Consider the following 18,366-nt stretch of genomic DNA (forward strand, 5'->3'; position numbering starts at 1 on the left):
ACGGGGCGCCCACCCAGTACGAGGTCGGTTCGGGGCAGGAACTTCTTTGGCAAGCTCACAGGGTACGACTAACAGCTGGCCTGGATACCGCTCGAGCACCTCGCACCGCCGTGCTCAAAACCAATTCCGACTTGCCTAGAACTCTAGTGCGGGGTTTCGGCATTTGCCTACTTTGTGTGGCATTCAAGTACGATTTTCAGGGAAATTGACTCGTTAGCAGGCGAGGACAATTGGCAGGATTGGAGCTGCAGCACAAGCTGGACGGTGGCAAATGTTAGCAAGAGACCATACCAGACGAGGCAAAACTTGAACCCTGGGCTGATTTTGCCGAGCAACGGCACGCGGCATTGGCTCTTGGACACATACCGATTGGAGTCCATGCCGGCGATGATCAAGTAGGCGCCTAGAGGCACAATAGCAATTAAAATCGCCAGCAGGTCTGTCAGACCAAAAACCCCACTGAGAACAATTGCCGCAAGCGGAGCGCCAGCGACGAGTGTGAGTGTTGTCTGGACGATGTCCGTCGCCCAGACAAAGTCAACCATGATCTCAGGAACGCTGAGGCTAATCGTAGGGGCTACGCTTTGGCCGTTGCCTCCCGGGTTTTCGTCCTCAGCCAGAGACCTTGCAAAGTTTAGGCGAGCACCCACCTCGCGCTGAAATAGGTCGCCGGCGTTGGTGGACGCGATCTGGCCAACGAACACCAGCAGAAACCCGACGATCGCCGCCGTGAGCTCCGAAAACAAAGTGTCAGCCCGCGGGATGCCGAGGCCAAACGAGGCTCATCTTGGCCGTCTTCCTCATCCAGTCGGAGAACTCGGGTTTCACCTGTCCGACCACAATGATGCAGCTGTAACGGTCTCGCGTGTAGCCTTCCAGGACAATATTGAAAGGCCCAATGGTCTTCCACACATCAATCGCCTCGAGATTCTCCAACACCCAGCTGCGGCCGCTTACGGTGCCCGTAGTAGGAACACCGTAAGCAAGATCGGCGTGTTCCCGAATCTCGCTGATGCCCCTCACCGTAGGAGACACTGGCGACCGATTGACGATGGAGAGAGATAGTGATGCCTGATTTCTCCGTTCCGTTACTTCGCCGTCAAGCGACATGCCTTTGATTGGAAACAGGGCTTCCTTGTGGGACTGAACGCGCACGAACCTAATGGGCATGGTTCTCCGTTTGAATATCGGCAAGATGCTTGATCTTGCGAGAAACAGCACGGGAGTGGTTCCGAAGCCCGGCAGTAGCTGTGTAGCCGAGCAAATTTGTCACGGAAGCTCGACTCAGGCCTTCCTGATATATGCCGGCCTCTGCAGTTGGCCGTTTTGCGCTAAAAATACGGCGATCTGGGGCTTCCCAGGTCACCTTTCCGCCGTCGGTGCACAGTACGACATACACAACTTGCTCTGAGTGTTCTTGAACATAGTCGTAGATCTCGGTCGACGGCCCATTCCCCTTGAACTCGACGTCCTCGCCGTCCTCCCGCTTAACGACAACGAGGTAGCCTTCATCGTCGATGGGACTGGCATCGAGGGCCTTAAGACACCCTTGGAGCGATTCAAAGGGATTGAGATCGCTTGTCCAAAGAGCCCCCGTACCCTTGTTCGTGCTTTCTACTCTTAGATACTCGTCAACGCCTGCGATAACTGCTTCGCCGTGAACACCCTTAGCGTCGAACTGCTCGTGTCTCAGGATCATCGCATTGCCCCTACTCGAGATTCGAAAGCGTCCAGGCGGGACGTCGCTAGGCAGGATGTAGAGCGTGACCAAGTGTCGGATCTTTCGCAGCTTGCCCAACAGCTCTGGGCGATCGGCATCGACGATACATGCCTGCCCGCGTTTGCCAAGTCGAAGGTCTTCCGCGCACCTCCGCTGGCTGTGTGTCGCCCCGATGAGACTGCCCGTGCGTATGAAAAGGAGTCGGCCGCCATAGCTCCGTACCCTTGCGTTCTCCGCGAGGTGATCAATTCCGGCAGCCATGAAACTGTACCGGCTGTGGACGGTTTCGAAATTGTAAACCGAGCCTGGCTGTCTTTCCCGCGCCTGCGTAGGGCCCATGAAATAATTCCCCAATTCACGCTAAATGGAAAAATTGTTGCGTCAAAGCGCGCCGCCTGACACTCTCCGGAAGAACGGAGGCCGAAGATTCGACTGGCTGGGTCCGGCAGAAGCTTGAGCATAATCAGGCAAATCTTATTAAATATCGTATATAATGTCGGATATAATCTTGATGCTCATTTTTCGACCTCCTGACGCCAAGTCTTGGGCGAGACGCACGTCCTAAAATGCCAAGTATCCCGGAAGGGCTACGGTCCTACAACCCTCTTGACTTCAGTATACGATCCGGTGCAGCGATGCAAATCACATGCATGTAATTCGGCGTGTCGGGTCTGTAAGCACTTCTCCAAATCGCGACCTATCTCGTGTCATCGCCGGATACCGGTGCCGCGCCACATCGCTTTGTCATGCTCGGAGCAGACAAGGGCGCCCGCGGAAAAGAGTAGAGTTCATCGACCAACGCAGCCACCCCGACGATGAACAGGCGGACGGCTGCTCGTCCACGATGGGGGACCGTCTTTGATAGAAAATGGGCAACTATCTTGGAACAGCGGCCTAATTGCTTAGTCGAAAACTTCCCGCAAACGGTGGGTTCAACTTCACGGACTGGGCCAGTTAGATCGGAATCTCACAAAAGCGGGCCCTGCGCGGTAGATCGTGCAGGGCCCGATTTGTAAGCCGCCGGGATGAAATGGCCGCTGGCCCTTGATGTGGCACGCTTGCGGCCAAATGCCTGGAGTTGAACTGTCTGATGCTCAGCTCGACTTCGCCAATGACGTGAGCACCACGGAGACCGGTCGGGGTGATCGGGCGGCGCGAAAGTCGGGAGTGAAGGGGCATCCCGAGGGCACCCAGACGGTTGCATTATGCCGCGACCAGGCAGGCGGTTAACCTCCGGTTCATACCATGACGTGACGGTGCACTCGTGAAGCGCTTCTTTGGGCACCCCATGACCTTGTGGCCGTCCATGCGGAACCGCCTGCATGTCTACGCCCTTCCCAGCCCTGATCTCCGATCAGCACTGGAGGAACGTCAACGCGTCCTGGAAGCTTTCGATTACTGCTCCATCCAGCCAGCCGATTACCTGCATGCAACTGTGCAGCAGTTCGCGGTTTCCTCCGATGAGGTCAGCCCCGAAGAAATGGACGCCTTCAGCTCCAGGCTCAAGAGCCTCGCCTCCGAAACCCAGGCGTTCAGCATCGAATTGGGCGAACCCGAAGCGGATGATTATTCGCTCGGGGTCAAAGGGACGATTAGTCCACCATGGGCGAAACTCACCGCGGAGGTCCGCGACGCGGCCGCCGATACCATCAATAAGAGCCAACCGCTGCCCGGAGCCCCCTTCAATCCGCATCTCACCTTGGGCTACGCCTTGGCCGAAGGAAGTACCGAGCTTATTCAACAAGCGTCCGACCGGTTACGGGTCCGTGCCCTGCCTCCTCTGACCATCAACGAAGTGCACTTCATAGCCGTCCACCAAGACGTCCACCGAGGAACCTTCACCTGGGACGCCACATCTCGCTTCCCCTTCAGTGGAGTTCCGGCCAAATAAGCGATGCGAACGCCGTTGCCTTCCACGATGTGCACGGTGCAGGATCCTCCATCGGACGTCCAGGAACCCGTGAATATCTCACCGTGATTCAGGACCTTTTGTTGCGTCTCGAATCAGGACCACCATGGTTCCGAACCAAGGGCCCTTCGAAGGTAGCTGGCCGCCACAAAGCAGCTAGCGCATGGATATTCGATCCCATGACTCGTTGTTGAGGCCGGCATGTAGGGTCGGATCATGGGGAATAGTTCGTTCGCAATCAGAGAACCTCGGAACACCGACGTTCAAGAACTGGCCAAGCTGCACGTCTCCACTTGGAAGGAGACCTACGCCCATCTGCTTCCCGATGACTTCTTTTCCCCCGTGCATCTGGAACAGCGGGAACAGTTATGGGCCTGGATCGTCCAGAACCGTTCTGATCAACGCCATGTTGCTATCGCGGCATTAGCAGATGACATCATTGGCTTCGCACTCGCTGGGCCGGCCCAAGAGCCAGGAGCAGCAAGGGAAATCGAACTCAACATGCTCTACGTTTCCAGTCTCCACCACGGCGCAGGCGCAGGTCAGGCACTTCTCGACACCGTGCTCGGGAAGAAGTCAGCCTTTCTCTGGGTGGCCAAAGATAATTCTCGAGCGCAGGCCTTTTATCGTCGTAACGGCTTTACGGCGGACGGCACCGAAGTCGTGGACGAAGCGCTACGCTCCTTCGTCGATATTCGCATGGTCAGATAACCACAAATTGGACGCGTTCGTCGCAAGTCTTCTGACGCTGTGGGCTCTCCATGATGGAAGGCGATCCCCAACTGCAGGTAAGTCCCAAAGTTTCGATTGCGTTGGAGGGCTCGGCGTGTTGGGCGGTGGCGTGGGGGAGTCGGTTGGAGTCCGTGCCGTTTTCGTCGCTACTTTTCGCGCCGCGACGAAAGGGTTGCATCGGGCGTCAAATCCGCGGTCGGAGTTCCTGTCGCCTTCTGCTCTTTGAAGATCCAGTGCTTGTAGAGAAGGAAATTCCAGGCGGTTGTCGCGATCGTGGCAACAACCTTGCCGATCGCATATGACTGGCCAGCTCCTGCGATCAAGTTCACGATTACATCTGTCGCAAAAAGGTTAAAAATCACCAGCGCGCCGTACTTCAAGAAGCTCACATGAGCACGCGCGCCCGATTGGAACGTAAATTTCTTCTGCACGAAGAAGTTGAAGACCAGGCTGGTTAGGAAAGCGATCGGTGTGGCTATCCACAAATCTACCTTCCCCACTTCATGCAACAACGCGAGAAGTCCCAGATCAATGGCGAAGGACGCAACACCCACCACCAGAAATTTAATGAGATACCCATTTCGCACGAAGCCGAAGAGACGGCGAACCAGACTCGTGGGACTACCCTGCATGATTCGACTACCGCCTGTAATTGATGGACCGCACCGTCCCCGACTGTTGCTCAAGGCACCCATGTAGTCTAAACCAGTCGATCGCCATGTTGGGCACGGCGGCACGGCGTCCAAGCGAGCTGCGTGCGGCAGTCAGGTTCACCCCGTAGATTAGACGTCGTTACCCTCGACCCGTCCGAAGAGAACAGACACTCAGACTTGAAATTTCCCAGCACCGCTCCATGGCTCCTTCGGTTTCTCACAATTTTCGCTGTGCTCGGATTGCTCTCATCGCTCTGGGCACTCGCAAGCCCGCTGATGTCGGTGCCGGATGAAGAGGCCCATACTATCAAGGCAGCCGCTGTGGTCCGAGGACAAATGCAGGGGGAACCGGGCACAGCTCAGGGTGAACGCGCCCAAGTGCTCGTGCCCACGTTCATAGCCAGCACAGACGGTTTGTCTGCTTGCTTCACTTGGAAACCAAACGTATCCGCTGCTTGCAGCCCCGCGTTGGCACCAGGCACCGCGACAATCAAGGCAAATACCAGTGCGGGCAACTATAACCCGATGTACTACGCCGTGACTGGACTCCCAAGCCTGTTCTGGACCGGCGCCAAAGCCATCTATGCGATGCGTATTCTGAGTAGCCTGATCAGCGCGGCATTTCTGGCTGTTGCGTTGACATGTTTGGCCAGCCTCCAGCGATGGAAGTTGCCGCTCTTCGTCGGATCATTCGCGGTGACTCCGATGGTGTTGTTTCTGTCGGGTGGAGTGAATCCGAATGCCCTCGAAGTCGCAACCTCAATGGCTGTTTTCAGTGGCCTGTGCCTCGCTTGGGAAAGAACTGCTACAGGTGGCAGATGGCGCCCGGCTCTCGCTTCAGCTGCGGTCTCCGCCGCAGTTCTGGCCAATACCCGAGCAGCATCACTGCTTTGGCTTGCGCTGGCAGTCGCGGCCTCGCTGACCATGTTCGGGCTCCGCCCGCTAATTTCGATCCTCCGTGAAAAGTTTTTCTGGGTCATGGCCGCTCTGGTCGCCGTTGGCTGCGGCCTGGCCGTGCTCTGGCAAAAAAGCGCGGACAGCCTGCAGAACCTCATGGGTACCGGGATTAACACGCCCCCGATCCAGATAGTGTCCATAATGCTCGACAGAACTTTCGATTTCGCAGCCGGATACGTTTCTTACCTCGGGTGGCTGGACACCTTAGGACCGAGCGGCGTACTAGCGGTGTGGGCCGCCCTCATCATTGGCGTGATCGTGGCTGCGCTGTGCGTACCAAGTCGAGCAGCTCGTTGGACTATCGGATTTCTGGTCGCGGCGATCATAGTCCTGCCACCACTTCTACAGATTCCGCTCGCGAAAGACGTCGGGATTATCTGGCAGGGGCGTTACATTCTGGCGCTAGTAGTTATTCTGATAACTGCGTGCGGAGTTGCGTTGCGGTCTTTCAACGTCGACCTCAGTGGCGTCGGCCGCCGGGCAAGCCTGGTCGTTCTGACAGTCATGGTGTTCGGCCATATTTACAGTTTCATTTATGGATTGCGCCGATACGTGATTGGTATCCAGGACCAATCCAATTGGAGCGATATGATTGCCGCCCCTCAATGGCAGCCGCCGCTCGGATGGATTGCACTCGCGGTGGCGTACCTAGTGGTATTGATAGCCGGAGCGACGCTCCTGCACCGGTCAATGACGGCCCTGCCGAAGGCGGAAGAGAGGCTGGCAGAGGCTACGGCGAGTACTCCTTCATCGACGTAGAATGCCGGTATGGCATCCAAGCTGGCGCCCTACTTGAGCTACCCTGACGCTTCCGCCGTGATTGCCTGGCTCGAAGCGATCGGTTTCACAGTGGTTGTCCGGCAGGACGGTCCCGGGGGCAGGGTCATGCACTCTGAACTGCGGATGGACGAGGTTGTCGTCATGGTCGCAAGTGATGACAACGACTATGTTGTCGCTCCGCTTGTTGGGAGCTCGACCGGGGCGGGCCTTTATGTCGTGAGTGACGATGTTGATCTGCTCTACACCGCCGCAATAAGTGGTGGAGGCGTGTCGGTTTTTCCGCCCGAAGATACTGAGTGGGGTACACGGCGGGCTCGCGTTCTGGACCCCGGCGGGCGCGAGTGGAGCTTTGGGTCGTACGAACCGGGAGTCCGACGGTAGGGGGAGCAGCATGCTTGAGCGAAGGCAATTTGGCCACACCGGATTGGATGTCTCCATTGTGGGGCTTGGCGCAGGTCAGATCGGGGAGAGCGATGTCACCGAAGCCGAGGCCGCCGAGGTGCTCAACGGCGCATTGGATCTCGGCGTGACGTTGATCGATACCGCCGCGAGCTACGGGTTGAGCGAAGAACGGATCGGCCGGCACCTGGGTGCACGCAGGGACGAGTTTGTGCTCTCAACCAAGGGTGGTCCCAAGATCAACGGTCAACGGGATTGGTCGCCGGACAGCGTGTTGGCCAGTATCGAGCGGTCCCTCCGGTTAACCCGGTCCGAGCGGATCGATATCTTCTATCTGCACTCGTGCCCGATCGGGATCCTGCGCCGAGGCGACCTCCAGGAGACTTTGGACCAGGCCGTCACCGCCGGCAAGATCGGCGTCGCCGGCTACAGCGGGGACAACGAGCATCTGGCCTTCGCCGCCGATTCCGGCAGGTTCGGTTCCATCGAAACCAGCGTCAACATCGCGGACCAGTGGAACCTCAGAAACGTCCTCGGGCGGCGGCCCGAACTGGGAGTGATCGCCAAGCGGCCGATCGCGAACGCGCCGTGGAGGTTTGTCGAGCGTCCGGCAGGGAATTACGCAGAGCTCTACTGGGAGCGGCTTCAGATCCTCGACTTCGACCCCGGCGAATTGGATTGGGCAGAGTTTGCCTTGCGCTTCACGGCATACGCGCCGGGCGTCCACACCGCCATTGTCGGTACGGCCAAACTATCCCACCTGCGCCACAACATCACCGCCGCCACCCAAGGACCCCTACCCGATCAAATCTTGGAGGACATCGACCGGGCGTGGCGGGCAGTCGGCTCCGACTGGCCGGCATCGACATAGCTTCGCGCTGGAACTGCAAGCTTTTTAGCCCGAATGTTTCACCCGCCGGACCCGGCGCAGGGCAAAAGGGCGAAGCAGCTTGGTGACCGGTCAGGTCAGCTCCCCGGCGACTGGGTTCAGGGCCCAGTCGAGCGCGAAGTCGGCGACGGTCTCCCAGCCTTCCTCGCCGCAGGTGTAGTGATCGCGTCCTTCGAAGAGCCGGTGCGCGGTGATCGCCTCGGATTTCTTGGCCCACTTCTTGTAGTTCTCAGCCTGGACGGCGGCCGGGACGGCGTGGTCGTTGCCGCCGGCGATGAACAGCAGCGGTGCCCGGTCGTCGTTGCCGAAGTCGAGTGTCATCGAGGAGTGTGGCGTGAAGTTGGCGAACCCGGCCTCAAACAGCATCCGACCCGAGACAGGGATGGCGTACTCGTCATAGATCGGCTTGGACTGCTCGGCGGTGAGGTTGTTGGTGAAGGCGTAGTGGAACTCTTCCTCGGTGATCGGCACGGCCTTGTCACGGTTGGCCGGGTTCTTCAGCACCGGGAAGGTGGACTTGATCTGTGCGAGCGGGAGCGCCTTAACCCCCTTGACTCCCGCGCCGTCGATTGAAACACCCGCCGCGCCGTAGCCGCGGTCGAGAAGCAACTGCACGAAGGCGCCGCCGAAGGAGTGCCCCATAATGATCGGCGCCTCATCAAGGGCCTCGATCTGCTCGGCCAGGGAGTTCACGACGTCGGCCACGCCAAGACCGGCCAGCGGGCTCGGGTCGCGGCGGATCGCCTCAACACCCTCCTTGCCTTGGCCGATCCCCGGATAACCTGGCGTGTGCACCGTGAAACCACGCGCTTCGTAGCGCTCGACCCACGGTTGCCAGCTGTAGGGAGTCATCCACAGCCCGTGGATCAGTACGACGACCTTAGACGCTGTAGCCATGCGCTACATGGTAACAAGGGCACCCCGGCCGGGGTAGTCAAATTTCGGCCGGTACAAAGGGACAAACTTCAACCGGCGGCGACACCAGATCCTCTTGTCCGCGGTGGATCGTTCCCCGAGCTCAGGGAAGGTTGCGCCCTTCTACCCCGCCGTCGCTAATGGATCCCCGAACGGTGCGCTCGGGGAGTTCCTGCTCGCCCTAGCCCACGAAGATGCAGAACGGATGACCGGCCGGATCGGCGTAGACGAACAGCGGCTCGTTTGGATCGTCCGTACGATCAAAGAGGAGCTCGGCCCCTAATGCCAGTGCCCTCGAGTGTTGATGTGTGAGGGTTTCCCGGTCTGGAACAGTGAGATCGAGGTGCATCTGCATTGGCACATCGGGCGAAGGCCATGTGGTCCGCTTCAATTGTTGAACCTGCTGAAAGGCGAGCTTGCGGTTGCCCTGCGCATCAGTTAAGACAAGCCAGTTGAGATCATCAGGGAAGCCCTCGGCCGCGGGCTCATCGCCTGGCCGGTACTGGAGTCCGAGAAGCTGGCGGTAGAACTCGGCCAGTCCTCGCACGTCAGTCGTGTCGAGAACCGTGTGAAGTAACTGAGGAAATCCCGTCATTGGCCGAGACTAGCAACTACCAGCGTCTTCCAGCCAGCACTTGGCGATCTGATCGCATGACTGTGGTTTAGGCGGCTTTGACGAGGGGGAGTTCGTCCCAGTGCGTGGTGTACCTGGGGGAGAGCATGTCGCGTTTCATGGTCCAGTCCGGGCCTCCCTTGATGCCGGCGTGGCCCATGGCTATGGATCCCCGGCCGTATTTTCCTGCCACTTGTTCCAGCAGCGGGCCGATGCCGCGTTCCTCGTGGACGTTCTCGAACAGTTCCAGAGGCTTCTGGTTTCCGCTGGGGCGCAGGTCGGTGACCATGATGCCTGCGCGGACGTATTTCACGCCGTCGTTGATTTTGGGGATCAGGGCGTGGGCTGCTTTGGTGAGGATCACGGGGTCGGCTGTGGGCATCGGCAACGCGACGCAGACGGACGGGTAGGACGTGTCGCCCGGGCTGTAGTAGGACGTGCCGGCGAAGGCGGTGAGGACTTTGGCTTGGAGGTCGTGTTTGGCCAGGCGGGCGCTGGCCTGTTGTGCGTATACGCTCATGACCTGGCGCATGTCGGCCGTCGTCGTGATCGGTTTGGAGAAGGACCGGGAGAAGATCAGCTGGTCGCGTCCTATCCGTTCTTCTTCCATGGGTATGCAGGGGGTTCCCTGCAGCTCGAGGACGGTACGCATCATCACCACCGAGAACTTGTCCCGGATCGCCACGGGATTTGCCTTGGACAGGTCAAGGATCGAGTAGATCCCCATCCCCGCGAGGCGTTTCGTGAGTCTGGTGGCGACGCCCCAGATCTCGCTCACGGACAGTCGTGACATGAGGGCTTCGCGCTGGGCCGCCGGCACGGATTCCCACCGGCACACCCCGCCGAAGACAGGGTTGTGTTTGGCCCACTTGTTGCTGAGCTTGGCCAGGGTTTTCGTGGGGGCGATGCCCACGCAAACGGGCACGCCGACGTGGGTCCGGCAGGCGTCTTTCATGGTCCGGCCCAAGGCCAGCAGATCCTCTCCGGAGCCTTTGACGCCCAGGAAGCACTCATCGATGCTGTAGACCTCTTGCCAGGCGGAGTACCGGGCCAGGAGCTCCATGACGCGGGCGCTGATCGATCCGTAGAGTTCGTAGTTGCTGGATCTGGCCACGAGCCCCCATTCCTTCGCCCGGGGCGCGAGTTTGAACCACGGTTCTCCCAGCACGATCCCGAGCTTCTTGGCCTCGCTGGACCTGGTCACGGCACAGCCGTCGTTGTTGGACAACACAACGAGCGGTTTGCCTTCAAGGGAAGGATCGAAGATCCGCTCGGCCGAGGCATAGAAGCAGTTGACATCGATGTGCGCGATTTCCTGCATGCGGCGCATCACTGCCGGCTTAGACATAGTGAAGGCACCTGACCGCAACGCCCCAGATCCGAAGGTCCGACAGTTCGGGGACGCGGATCGGCGGGTATTTGGGGTTGTCCGCTTGAAGGATCACCCCGGCCGTGGTGATCCGTAGACGTTTGATCGTCAGTTCGCCGTCGAGAATGGCCACGACGACGGAGCCGTCCTTGGGCGTAAGGGCCTTGTTCACTATGAGTTCGTCGCCGTCGCTGATGCCGCCCGGTTCCATGGAGTCCCCGGCCACCCGGACAATGAAGGTGCTGGTCTTGTCCTGGATCAAGTGTTCGTTCAGGTCGAGTTCAGAGGAAAAGTAGTCCTGCGACGGGGACGGATAGCCCGCCGGGACGGCTACCGGGGCTACCGGAACGTGCCCCGGAGGCGCCCCCGCGTCTACCATGCGGGGGTCCAAAGCAAGACTCATGACACACCTTTTTTCGAAAATATGTTCGAATATCAGTGTAGTCTCTTCGGCAGACATTTCACCGGTCAGGGCGGTGAGCATGTCTCAGTCGGCTGCATCAGCGACCACGTGCGGCTATGCGGTGTGGGCATGGCTTTTGGGACTCAGCTAGCCGCCCCGCTTGTAACACGCGGTGAAACAATTGACAGCAAGCTCTCAGTAGTGGAGGCTCTCAGGACCGTGGCTCGATGGTCACGGTATCCATTTGGGGGGGGGTGGATACTTGCGCGGCAGGATTGCGCCCCCTTCGCATGCAGAAAAATAGGGGAAACCATGAAAGCGAAGAGGGTGATGGCAAGCCTTGCCTTGACCGGAGTTCTTGCAACGACGGGCGCCGTGGCTGCTAATGCTTGGACCCAGTACCCGGCTGAGGGTGGTACGTGGAATTACGGGTATAACACCGGGATCTACTCTGACTACCTCGTTGGCAGGTGCCACAGGTCATCCGTTCAGAACGACTGGGGTTACAACAGCAGTATCAACGTTGCGCCTAATCAGTGGTCGAATGCCTGGCACACCGGGACCATCTGGACCAACAACCGGTGGTACTACGGGGTCTGCTAGCCGGACAGCCGCACTGGCCTGATCGAGCCCTTGCCGTGGCGAGCATTGAAGGCCCGCCACGGTACGGGTCAATCCTACGGGGGACCACGTCTAAATGCTCAAAACTCTTGTGAGGCTGACATCGTTCGGCATCGCCATTTTCCTATCCATACTCGCCGGGATTGTTATCTCCACAGCCGACGATGCCTTCCCGTTGGGAGCAGATTTCAGGGTGAGCCTTGACTTCACCCACAGCCAGCTGACAAAAGACCAAACCATCGCGGATCTGGATTCGATCGCAGACGCCTCGGGCCTGCGGCTCGCCAAGGTTGTCGCCGACCCGAATGACTTCTTCAATTCCCGCTCTCTCTACGCATTCGGGCAGAATGCCTCGGCGGAGACCCGCAAAATTGACTGGTTCAAGCCCGGAATGACTGGCCAGCTGCTTCCATCCGGCGAACTGGGGACCGCTTCGCTCAATGGTCCCTACGTCTACTCGGGGAGCCCTGCTGCCGTCGGACAGTTCATCGGCTGGATTGATTCCCATGGGATTGGCCGGAATGTGGTCGCCAAGAACCCGGCAACAATAATCGGTCAGGCTCTGGTGGAATCCGGTGCATGGCTGACCTTCTTGACGTGCGTTGTCCTCTGCCTCACGACGGTGATCTCCTGGTACGTCCTGCGCGCGCGGGCTCGAGCGCTGAAAGTCCTGAACGGGGCCGCCACGCCGAGGATCGCCCTCAACGATCTGCTTTCACTCCTCGTGTCCTTTGGGGTACCAGCCGCCGCTGGCCTGGTAGCCGCCGTAGCCGTCGTCACGGTCGAGGGCAAGGCTTCCCGGCTGCCCGAATTCCTCCTCACCACCGGTACTTTCCTCGCCGCCGCAGCCGCGGGGATGATCTTGTGTGCCATCGTCGTCGGCTTTATCACGTGGCCGACCCTGGATGGGATCGCCTCACGCCGGCCGCCGGAGAGCGGCTTCCGCGGCGCGAGCGAAGCCTTGAAGGCCGCAACCCTCATATTGATCGCAGTGATGCTTCCCGTGCTGGGCGCATCAATAGGACAAGCCACGGATCGTTCGAACCAGAGCGCCAAGTGGCAGGTGCTGAAGAACCATGTGGCGCTACGCATTTCCGTACAGTCCGACGCGGAATTTGTCGGCCGTCGGCCGGCCCTGCACGACATGGCCGCCGCCGCATCCCGAGCCGGCAAGCTCACTCTGTCCTACGCGTTCCCGTCCCGGACCAATGACCGGCCCGGCCAAGAAACCCGACCGGATACCAGCGATTTCGACGGCATCGTACTAGTCAACCCGGACTACCTCCGGGCGATTGCGCCACTGATCGCCCCAAGCGCAACCCGCGCCGGAACGCTCTTGGAAGGCGTGGGGAAACGGGTCGAGTTTGATGCACTTCCGCAGGGAGTCAAGGAATTCTGGGGCCAGCAGTTCCCGCTGTTGAACCGGGCGGGGCGAAGCCTGCAAGACCTCGAGTATTACCGTTACACCGGCCGGCAGGATTTCCCGGCACTGCCTCCGGTAGTGGGCGAGATGGCCGAGTTCCACAACCCCCTGATCATCGTTGCGGAGCGTCCGGAAGAGATATTCAGCGATGCCACAGCAGCAGCCTTCCTCTCGTCCGGAAACATCGTCTTCAACGACTCAAACTGGGTCGGCGAATATCTCCAATCGTCTTCGCTCACAACAGCCGTCCTCTCCGTCGACAGGATCGCAGATGCGGCACTCTACAACAGCCAGCTTCAGAACCAATCCGCCGGCCTGAAGGCTCTGTCATTCGCCCTCGCTCTTCTGGCCCTGACGATGAGCACCGCAGTTTCCGCACTTGTCTACGCCATCTCCCACTCCAAACGCCTGTTCGTGCAACGCACAGCAGGTTGGGCATGGGGAAAGTCCCTCGCACGGAGAACTGCCTGGGAAGCCACCCTCGCCTGCGCGCTAACCGTTGGAATGTTCCTGGCGCTCGGAGGGGCAACACGACCAGAAGTACTCTGGGCTTTCGCCGGAATACCGCTGTACCTGGCGATTTCCTCGACCCTGCACATCATCTTTGCCAAGCGCATCTTCAAGACGACCCTAGCCCGCAAGGCTTGACGGTTCATGACCTCCCGAAAGGGGAACCTGGTTGGAAATCTCAGCAGAGAACATCACCATCACCATTGACGGCCACGACGTTCTGGCTCGGCAGAGTGTCTCGGCCGTTCCGGGAACCACCCTCGCGCTCACCGGACCCAGCGGATCAGGAAAGACCACCCTGCTCAACACTCTGGGCCTCCTTCGGCGCGTGAATAGCGGCCGGGTTCTGGTAGGTGGCAACGACGCCACCCACTGGAATGACCGCCACCGACGCCGGTTCTGGCAACAACACGCGGCCTTCGTATTTCAGGACTACGGGCTCATCGACGAAGAATCGATCGCCGTCAACGTCGCACTCTCAAAGCTCCCTGTGTTCGGACGCCTATCCAGCCAGAGGGCCGGAGTCGAAAAAGTCCTAGAACGCGTCGGCTTGGGCGGTAGGTCCGATCATAAAGTCTCGACCCTGAGTGGAGGCGAAAAGCAACGAGTCGGCTTGGCCCGGGCGATGTTCCGGTCAGCCGATGTCATATTGGCGGACGAACCTACAGCCTCACTTGACCTGGAGAACCGAAACCTCGTCACCGGATTCCTCCTGGAAGAGGCCGCCCGAGGTGCCACTGTGGTCATCGCCACTCATGACGAGGCCCTTATCGCGGCCTGCGACCAGCGTGTTAGCGTAGGACATGCCGCTGCGACACGCCCGCAAACCGTGGCCAATCCCATCGTCTGAGACCATCAAATGGATTTGGCATTTTGCGTAGGAGACGGTGAGTTGTGGGACGCGAGGACACTCAGCGACGAGGCGAAAAAGCAACCTGACGGGTGGCTGGAGACCCGCCGCCCCACTTTTGTCTCCCAACACGATGCCGAACTTCATTTCACCACAGCGCTGATCTTCCTCGCCGGGTTAGGCTCTAGCGACAGGGACCGATGAAAGGGCGAACAGATGGGCGCATGGGGGTTTTTGCCTTTCGAGAATGACGACGCGATGGAGTGGCTGGACGAACTCGAAGACGGCGGTGCGGAGGTGGTCCGCGCAGCGTTGCAGGTAGCCGAAGCCGACTACTTGGAGGCGCCGGACGGCAGCACTGCCGTGGCCGCCGCGGAGATCATCTCCACGTCCCAGGGAAACCCGCCCGGGGAGGTGCCGGAGAATGTCACCTCCTGGTTGGCCACCTATGGGTCCGAGCTTGGCCCGGATGACGTGGAACTCGCCCTCCGGGCCGAGAAACGGGTAGCCAGTGAAGAATCCGAGCTGGCCGAGCTGTGGGACGACGCCGACGAGCCCGAATGGCGTGAATCCCTTGACGACCTTGCGGATCGGCTGCGGGCCGCCCTCCCGTAGAGCGCTGCGGGCGAGGCGCTAACGGTGCTCATGTTCGCCCGATAGTGGGCGCCGGCCGGCGCAGTTATTCGAGAGGATAGCTACCCCTGCAGGGAGACATCCGAGATTGCGAAGACACTCCGGCGAGGCGCGCGACGCCCTGCATGCTTGGCGTCCGGCCCCCACTGGGTGGTGTTCATCGAAGCTGAGTCGCGGCGCTACGCTGCCGTCCCTTTCGGATGCCCGCTATCGGTTGAAAAATTTCCCGGGAATTTGCCCAAACCTGACGCTTTCAAGCTGTGCAAGGCCGTACGATGAGCGCGTCTCATTACTCTGAACGCATGGGGGAACCATGAGCTCGCCGCAATACCCGTCTCAGCAGCCATACCCGTCCCAGCAACCCTACCCGACCCAGCAGCAGTCGTGGCAGGGCGAACCGCCACTGTGGGCGCCCTATTACGGCGCGCCTTTCCCGGCAGCAGTCAAGCGATTCTTCAAGAAATACGCCACCTTCACCGGGCGGGCCAGCCGCAGCGAATACTGGTGGTGGACGCTCGTATCCGTCGTCGTCGCCATCATCCTGAACATCATCGTCGGCGCTGGAAGCACCACCACCGCAGATGGCACCACGCCCGGGCCGGGTGCCGTGATCGGCACAGTTCTCGCCGTGATCTGGGGCCTCGGGACCATCGTCCCCGGCTTGGCTCTGACGGTGCGCCGCCTGCACGACAGCAACAAAAGCGGCTGGATGATCCTGCTCGGCCTGATTCCGTTCGTCGGCGGAATCATCCTCCTGGTGTTTATGCTCCTGGGCCCGAACCCAGCAGGACAGCGGTTCGATCAGCCTGTCGGCCAATAACCACCCGTAGCACCAGCTAAGACCCGGAAAGCCCCGCTGTTTTGTCGACGGCGGGGCTTTCCGCTTTGGGTGCTGCGAACAGCTTGGATTACCGTCTCCGGATATGGCGAAGGCCGTGCAGTCCCGGAGGACTGCACGGCCTTTTGCCGGCGAAAAGTCTATTCTGGCGGAGCCGAGGAGCTCAGCCCTGGCCCTTGTTCTTATCCTCGGTTCCCGACTTCTCGCGCGAATCCGAACGCGGCCGCTGGAGCGTGAAGGTTTCGAAGGCTGCGAGCTGGCCCTGCGGGCCGGTCACGTTGTAGTAGGTCACTTCGATACTCGTTGTTCCGCCGGGTTCAGTGCCGGGGTCGACGCTGAAGGATGCGAAACCGTATGAGTTCGCGGCGTCGCGCTGCGCTGACCAGGGGGCATCTTCCTGGACGTAGACCGGCGGCCGCTTATGCGTGGTGGGGTCCGGGGCGCCCACTGCAGTGATGACCCGGCACGCGGGAGGGTTCGTGAACAACTGGTTCGACGGCACCGAGGTTCCGCCGCCCCCGAGAACCATGTGGACAGTTCCCTTAGTGGTATCGATCACGTCCTTGCGCGTGTCCGCAGGGATAGGAGTAAGGGTTGCGTTCTTTTGCTGGCCGCGGATAGGGTGCGAGCGCTCATAGTGGTGTTCGTGCCCGCACACGACGAGGTCGACTCCGTACTTGTCGAAGAGCGGTACCCATTCCTGGCGGATGCCGAGGTCGGCGCCGTTGAAGGATCCGGCGGTGCTCACGACAACCTGGTGCATGCAGATAACCAGCCAGTCGATGTTTTTGTCCGACCGGGCAGCGCTGAGCTCCTTCTCCAACCAGGCCTTCTGTGCACCCTGCGAGTAGCCCCGAACGTAGCTGTTTCCGCCGTCCTGGTAGCAAACGTCGTCGTTGGCCAGGCTGATGATCCGGACCGAACCTGCTGTGAAGGAGTACCAGAGCCCTCGGGTGACATCGGTTTGACCGGGCTGCGGCGGAACGGAGAAGTACGTCTGATAGGCGCCGTATCCGATGGGCCCGTTGCCGAGTTCATTCTCGTGGTTCCCGGCCGCGGGCATCCAGGGCCGGTGGCGTGCGCTGCGCGAGTTGTTGTCCCAGAAGTCCGTCCAGGTCCGGACCCGGTTCTCGGAGATGTTGGCGTAGCAGAGGTCTCCGTTGAAAAGGTGAAACAGGGGTTGGACACGCTCGACGCCGGCCGGCATGTCGCCTGCCGCAGGGGAACCAAGGTTGTCGTTGACCCATTGCTGTGCGCCGCCGGCTCCGGTGGCCTTCTTTCCAAGTGTGGGGGTGCCTTGGTCGCCGAAGCTGGTGAAGGTGATCTTTCCGCGGCCGCGTGGACCTGTCCGGAAGGAGCCAAACTCCGCCTGTGCGCCGTCGTGGGTTGCAGCATAGATGTAGTCGTGTGATGGAGCGAGCCCGGTCAGCTTCGCATGGTACGCGTACACTTTTTGGCCGGATTTGGCGTCGACATAGCTTGTCTCGAGCGCATCCTGGCTTCGGCGGTAGCTTCCGTCCGTTTCGCCGAGCATCGCACGTGCTTTCTTGACCGGCTGCAAAGTGTGCCATGACACGACAACCTCGCTGGACGAATCGGCCCCGAACTGCAGGTGCAGGCCGTTCACTACCGGTGTGGTGAGTGGGTCACCGGTTCCGGACGCCAGGCTGGACCTGTCGTCCGCTGACGCCGGTGCGGCCCCTGCGAGAGCGGCTGTGACACCCGCAGCTGCGGCGCCCGTGAAAAACCCGCGGCGTGAAAGTCCGGACCTAAAGATTTCTTTGTCGTCAGTCATGGAGCCAGCTTCACCCTGGGCCGAGACCAACTCGTGAAGACGGTTCAAGCGATGGCCTGATGAGAGATGAACGGCGGGCTAATTATCCCCGCGAAGCCATTTTCGAGGCTGTCCGTGTCGTGCTCATCGTCGACGGTGTCGGGCCAGGGGTGGGCGGCCGTGAAGGAGCTCCAGCCGGGGAAGGGATCGACCGGTAGTTCGCGTTCTTGGAACAGGTCCATGTCCGGCGGCAGGTCCAGGTCTGGTGGCAGATCCGTGTCTGGCGGGGGCTCGGGGTGGTCCGGGTGCAGGTCCGTGTCCGGGACCGCCGCCATGATTGTGGTGGGGGTGTGGTGTGGCCAGTGGGGTGGTTCCCAG

General features: G+C 60.2%; 19 protein-coding genes and 1 pseudogene. 10 read left to right on the plus strand and 10 right to left on the minus strand.

Annotation, left to right across the window (positions count from 1 at the left end; translation table 11 throughout):
- Positions 1–167: 167 nt before the first annotated feature.
- The 3 genes from L0B83_RS16330 to L0B83_RS16340 are packed head-to-tail and all read right to left on the minus strand — an operon-like array spanning position 168 to position 2,059.
- Positions 168–746, minus strand: a complete 579-nt coding sequence (locus tag L0B83_RS16330) for a hypothetical protein (protein ID WP_234759606.1) — start codon at positions 744–746, stop codon at positions 168–170.
- Between the two features lie 4 nt (positions 747–750).
- Complete coding sequence (locus tag L0B83_RS16335) at positions 751–1,155, minus strand: hypothetical protein (RefSeq protein ID WP_234759607.1); 405 nt, start codon at positions 1,153–1,155, stop codon at positions 751–753.
- 4 nt (positions 1,156–1,159) lie between these two features.
- On the minus strand, positions 1,160–2,059 hold the full coding sequence (locus L0B83_RS16340) for an uL30 family ribosomal protein (RefSeq protein WP_234759608.1): 900 nt from the start codon (positions 2,057–2,059) through the stop codon (positions 1,160–1,162).
- Between the two features lie 925 nt (positions 2,060–2,984).
- Between L0B83_RS16340 and L0B83_RS16345 the strand changes: the two genes are divergently transcribed.
- Together L0B83_RS16345 and L0B83_RS16350 are read left to right on the plus strand one after the other, a co-directional pair.
- A complete protein-coding gene (locus L0B83_RS16345) occupies positions 2,985–3,611 on the plus strand; it encodes a 2'-5' RNA ligase family protein (RefSeq protein WP_234759609.1) in 627 nt (208 codons plus the stop codon).
- Between the two features lie 234 nt (positions 3,612–3,845).
- Entirely contained in the window at positions 3,846–4,340 is a 495-nt protein-coding gene (locus L0B83_RS16350) for a GNAT family N-acetyltransferase (RefSeq protein ID WP_234759610.1), read from the plus strand.
- A gap of 167 nt (positions 4,341–4,507) precedes the next feature.
- Here the strand turns inward: L0B83_RS16350 and L0B83_RS16355 are convergent, their stop codons facing one another.
- Positions 4,508–4,915, minus strand: coding sequence for a GtrA family protein (locus L0B83_RS16355; RefSeq protein WP_234759611.1), 408 nt, complete (start codon positions 4,913–4,915; stop codon positions 4,508–4,510).
- 330 nt (positions 4,916–5,245) lie between these two features.
- On the opposite strand from L0B83_RS16355, the gene L0B83_RS16360 reads away from it, so the two are divergent.
- The 3 genes from L0B83_RS16360 to L0B83_RS16370 are packed head-to-tail and all read left to right on the plus strand — an operon-like array spanning position 5,246 to position 8,021.
- A complete protein-coding gene (locus tag L0B83_RS16360; protein WP_234759612.1) occupies positions 5,246–6,730 on the plus strand; it encodes a DUF2142 domain-containing protein in 1,485 nt (494 codons plus the stop codon).
- 9 nt (positions 6,731–6,739) lie between these two features.
- Complete coding sequence (locus tag L0B83_RS16365; RefSeq protein ID WP_234759613.1) at positions 6,740–7,132, plus strand: VOC family protein; 393 nt, start codon at positions 6,740–6,742, stop codon at positions 7,130–7,132.
- Between the two features lie 10 nt (positions 7,133–7,142).
- Complete coding sequence (locus L0B83_RS16370) at positions 7,143–8,021, plus strand: aldo/keto reductase (protein ID WP_234759614.1); 879 nt, start codon at positions 7,143–7,145, stop codon at positions 8,019–8,021.
- A gap of 90 nt (positions 8,022–8,111) precedes the next feature.
- On the opposite strand, the gene L0B83_RS16375 is transcribed toward L0B83_RS16370, so the two are convergent.
- The 4 genes from L0B83_RS16375 to L0B83_RS16390 all read right to left on the minus strand — a co-directional run bounded on the left by L0B83_RS16375 (position 8,112) and on the right by L0B83_RS16390 (position 11,339).
- Complete coding sequence (locus L0B83_RS16375; protein WP_234759615.1) at positions 8,112–8,936, minus strand: alpha/beta hydrolase; 825 nt, start codon at positions 8,934–8,936, stop codon at positions 8,112–8,114.
- Between the two features lie 199 nt (positions 8,937–9,135).
- On the minus strand, positions 9,136–9,549 hold the full coding sequence (locus tag L0B83_RS16380; protein WP_234759616.1) for a VOC family protein: 414 nt from the start codon (positions 9,547–9,549) through the stop codon (positions 9,136–9,138).
- A 67-nt stretch (positions 9,550–9,616) separates the two neighbouring features.
- Positions 9,617–10,915, minus strand: a complete 1,299-nt coding sequence (locus tag L0B83_RS16385) for a Y-family DNA polymerase (protein ID WP_234759617.1) — start codon at positions 10,913–10,915, stop codon at positions 9,617–9,619.
- Positions 10,908–11,339 (minus strand): LexA family protein, encoded by a 432-nt coding sequence (locus L0B83_RS16390; RefSeq protein ID WP_234759618.1) that lies wholly within the window; start codon positions 11,337–11,339, stop codon positions 10,908–10,910. Before L0B83_RS16390 ends, L0B83_RS16385 begins: the two co-directional genes overlap by 8 nt.
- 312 nt (positions 11,340–11,651) lie before the next feature.
- Here L0B83_RS16390 and L0B83_RS20025 point away from each other — a divergent pair, with 312 nt between their 5' ends.
- The 5 genes from L0B83_RS20025 to L0B83_RS16410 all read left to right on the plus strand — a co-directional run bounded on the left by L0B83_RS20025 (position 11,652) and on the right by L0B83_RS16410 (position 16,196).
- A complete protein-coding gene (locus tag L0B83_RS20025; protein WP_372461208.1) occupies positions 11,652–11,942 on the plus strand; it encodes a lactococcin 972 family bacteriocin in 291 nt (96 codons plus the stop codon).
- A gap of 94 nt (positions 11,943–12,036) precedes the next feature.
- On the plus strand, positions 12,037–14,031 hold the full coding sequence (locus L0B83_RS16395; protein WP_234759619.1) for a bacteriocin-associated integral membrane family protein: 1,995 nt from the start codon (positions 12,037–12,039) through the stop codon (positions 14,029–14,031).
- Positions 14,032–14,062: 31 nt separating this feature from the next.
- Positions 14,063–14,743, plus strand: a complete 681-nt coding sequence (locus tag L0B83_RS16400; protein WP_234759620.1) for an ABC transporter ATP-binding protein — start codon at positions 14,063–14,065, stop codon at positions 14,741–14,743.
- A 216-nt stretch (positions 14,744–14,959) separates the two neighbouring features.
- A complete protein-coding gene (locus L0B83_RS16405) occupies positions 14,960–15,358 on the plus strand; it encodes a DUF4259 domain-containing protein (RefSeq protein ID WP_268821023.1) in 399 nt (132 codons plus the stop codon).
- Between the two features lie 331 nt (positions 15,359–15,689).
- The gene (locus L0B83_RS16410; RefSeq protein WP_234759622.1) at positions 15,690–16,196 is read left to right on the plus strand and encodes a DUF805 domain-containing protein; all 507 of its coding nucleotides are present in this window, start codon (positions 15,690–15,692) and stop codon (positions 16,194–16,196) included.
- A 181-nt stretch (positions 16,197–16,377) separates the two neighbouring features.
- Here L0B83_RS16410 and L0B83_RS16415 read toward each other — a convergent pair whose 3' ends face one another.
- Together L0B83_RS16415 and L0B83_RS16420 are read right to left on the minus strand one after the other, a co-directional pair.
- Positions 16,378–18,009 (minus strand): purple acid phosphatase family protein, encoded by a 1,632-nt coding sequence (locus L0B83_RS16415; RefSeq protein ID WP_234759623.1) that lies wholly within the window; start codon positions 18,007–18,009, stop codon positions 16,378–16,380.
- 44 nt (positions 18,010–18,053) lie between these two features.
- Positions 18,054–18,366: pseudogene (locus L0B83_RS16420) on the minus strand (hypothetical protein); the annotation flags it as partial.

The sequence above is a fragment of the Arthrobacter alkaliphilus genome, from assembly GCF_021483235.1.
GTDB lineage: Bacteria > Actinomycetota > Actinomycetes > Actinomycetales > Micrococcaceae > Arthrobacter > Arthrobacter alkaliphilus.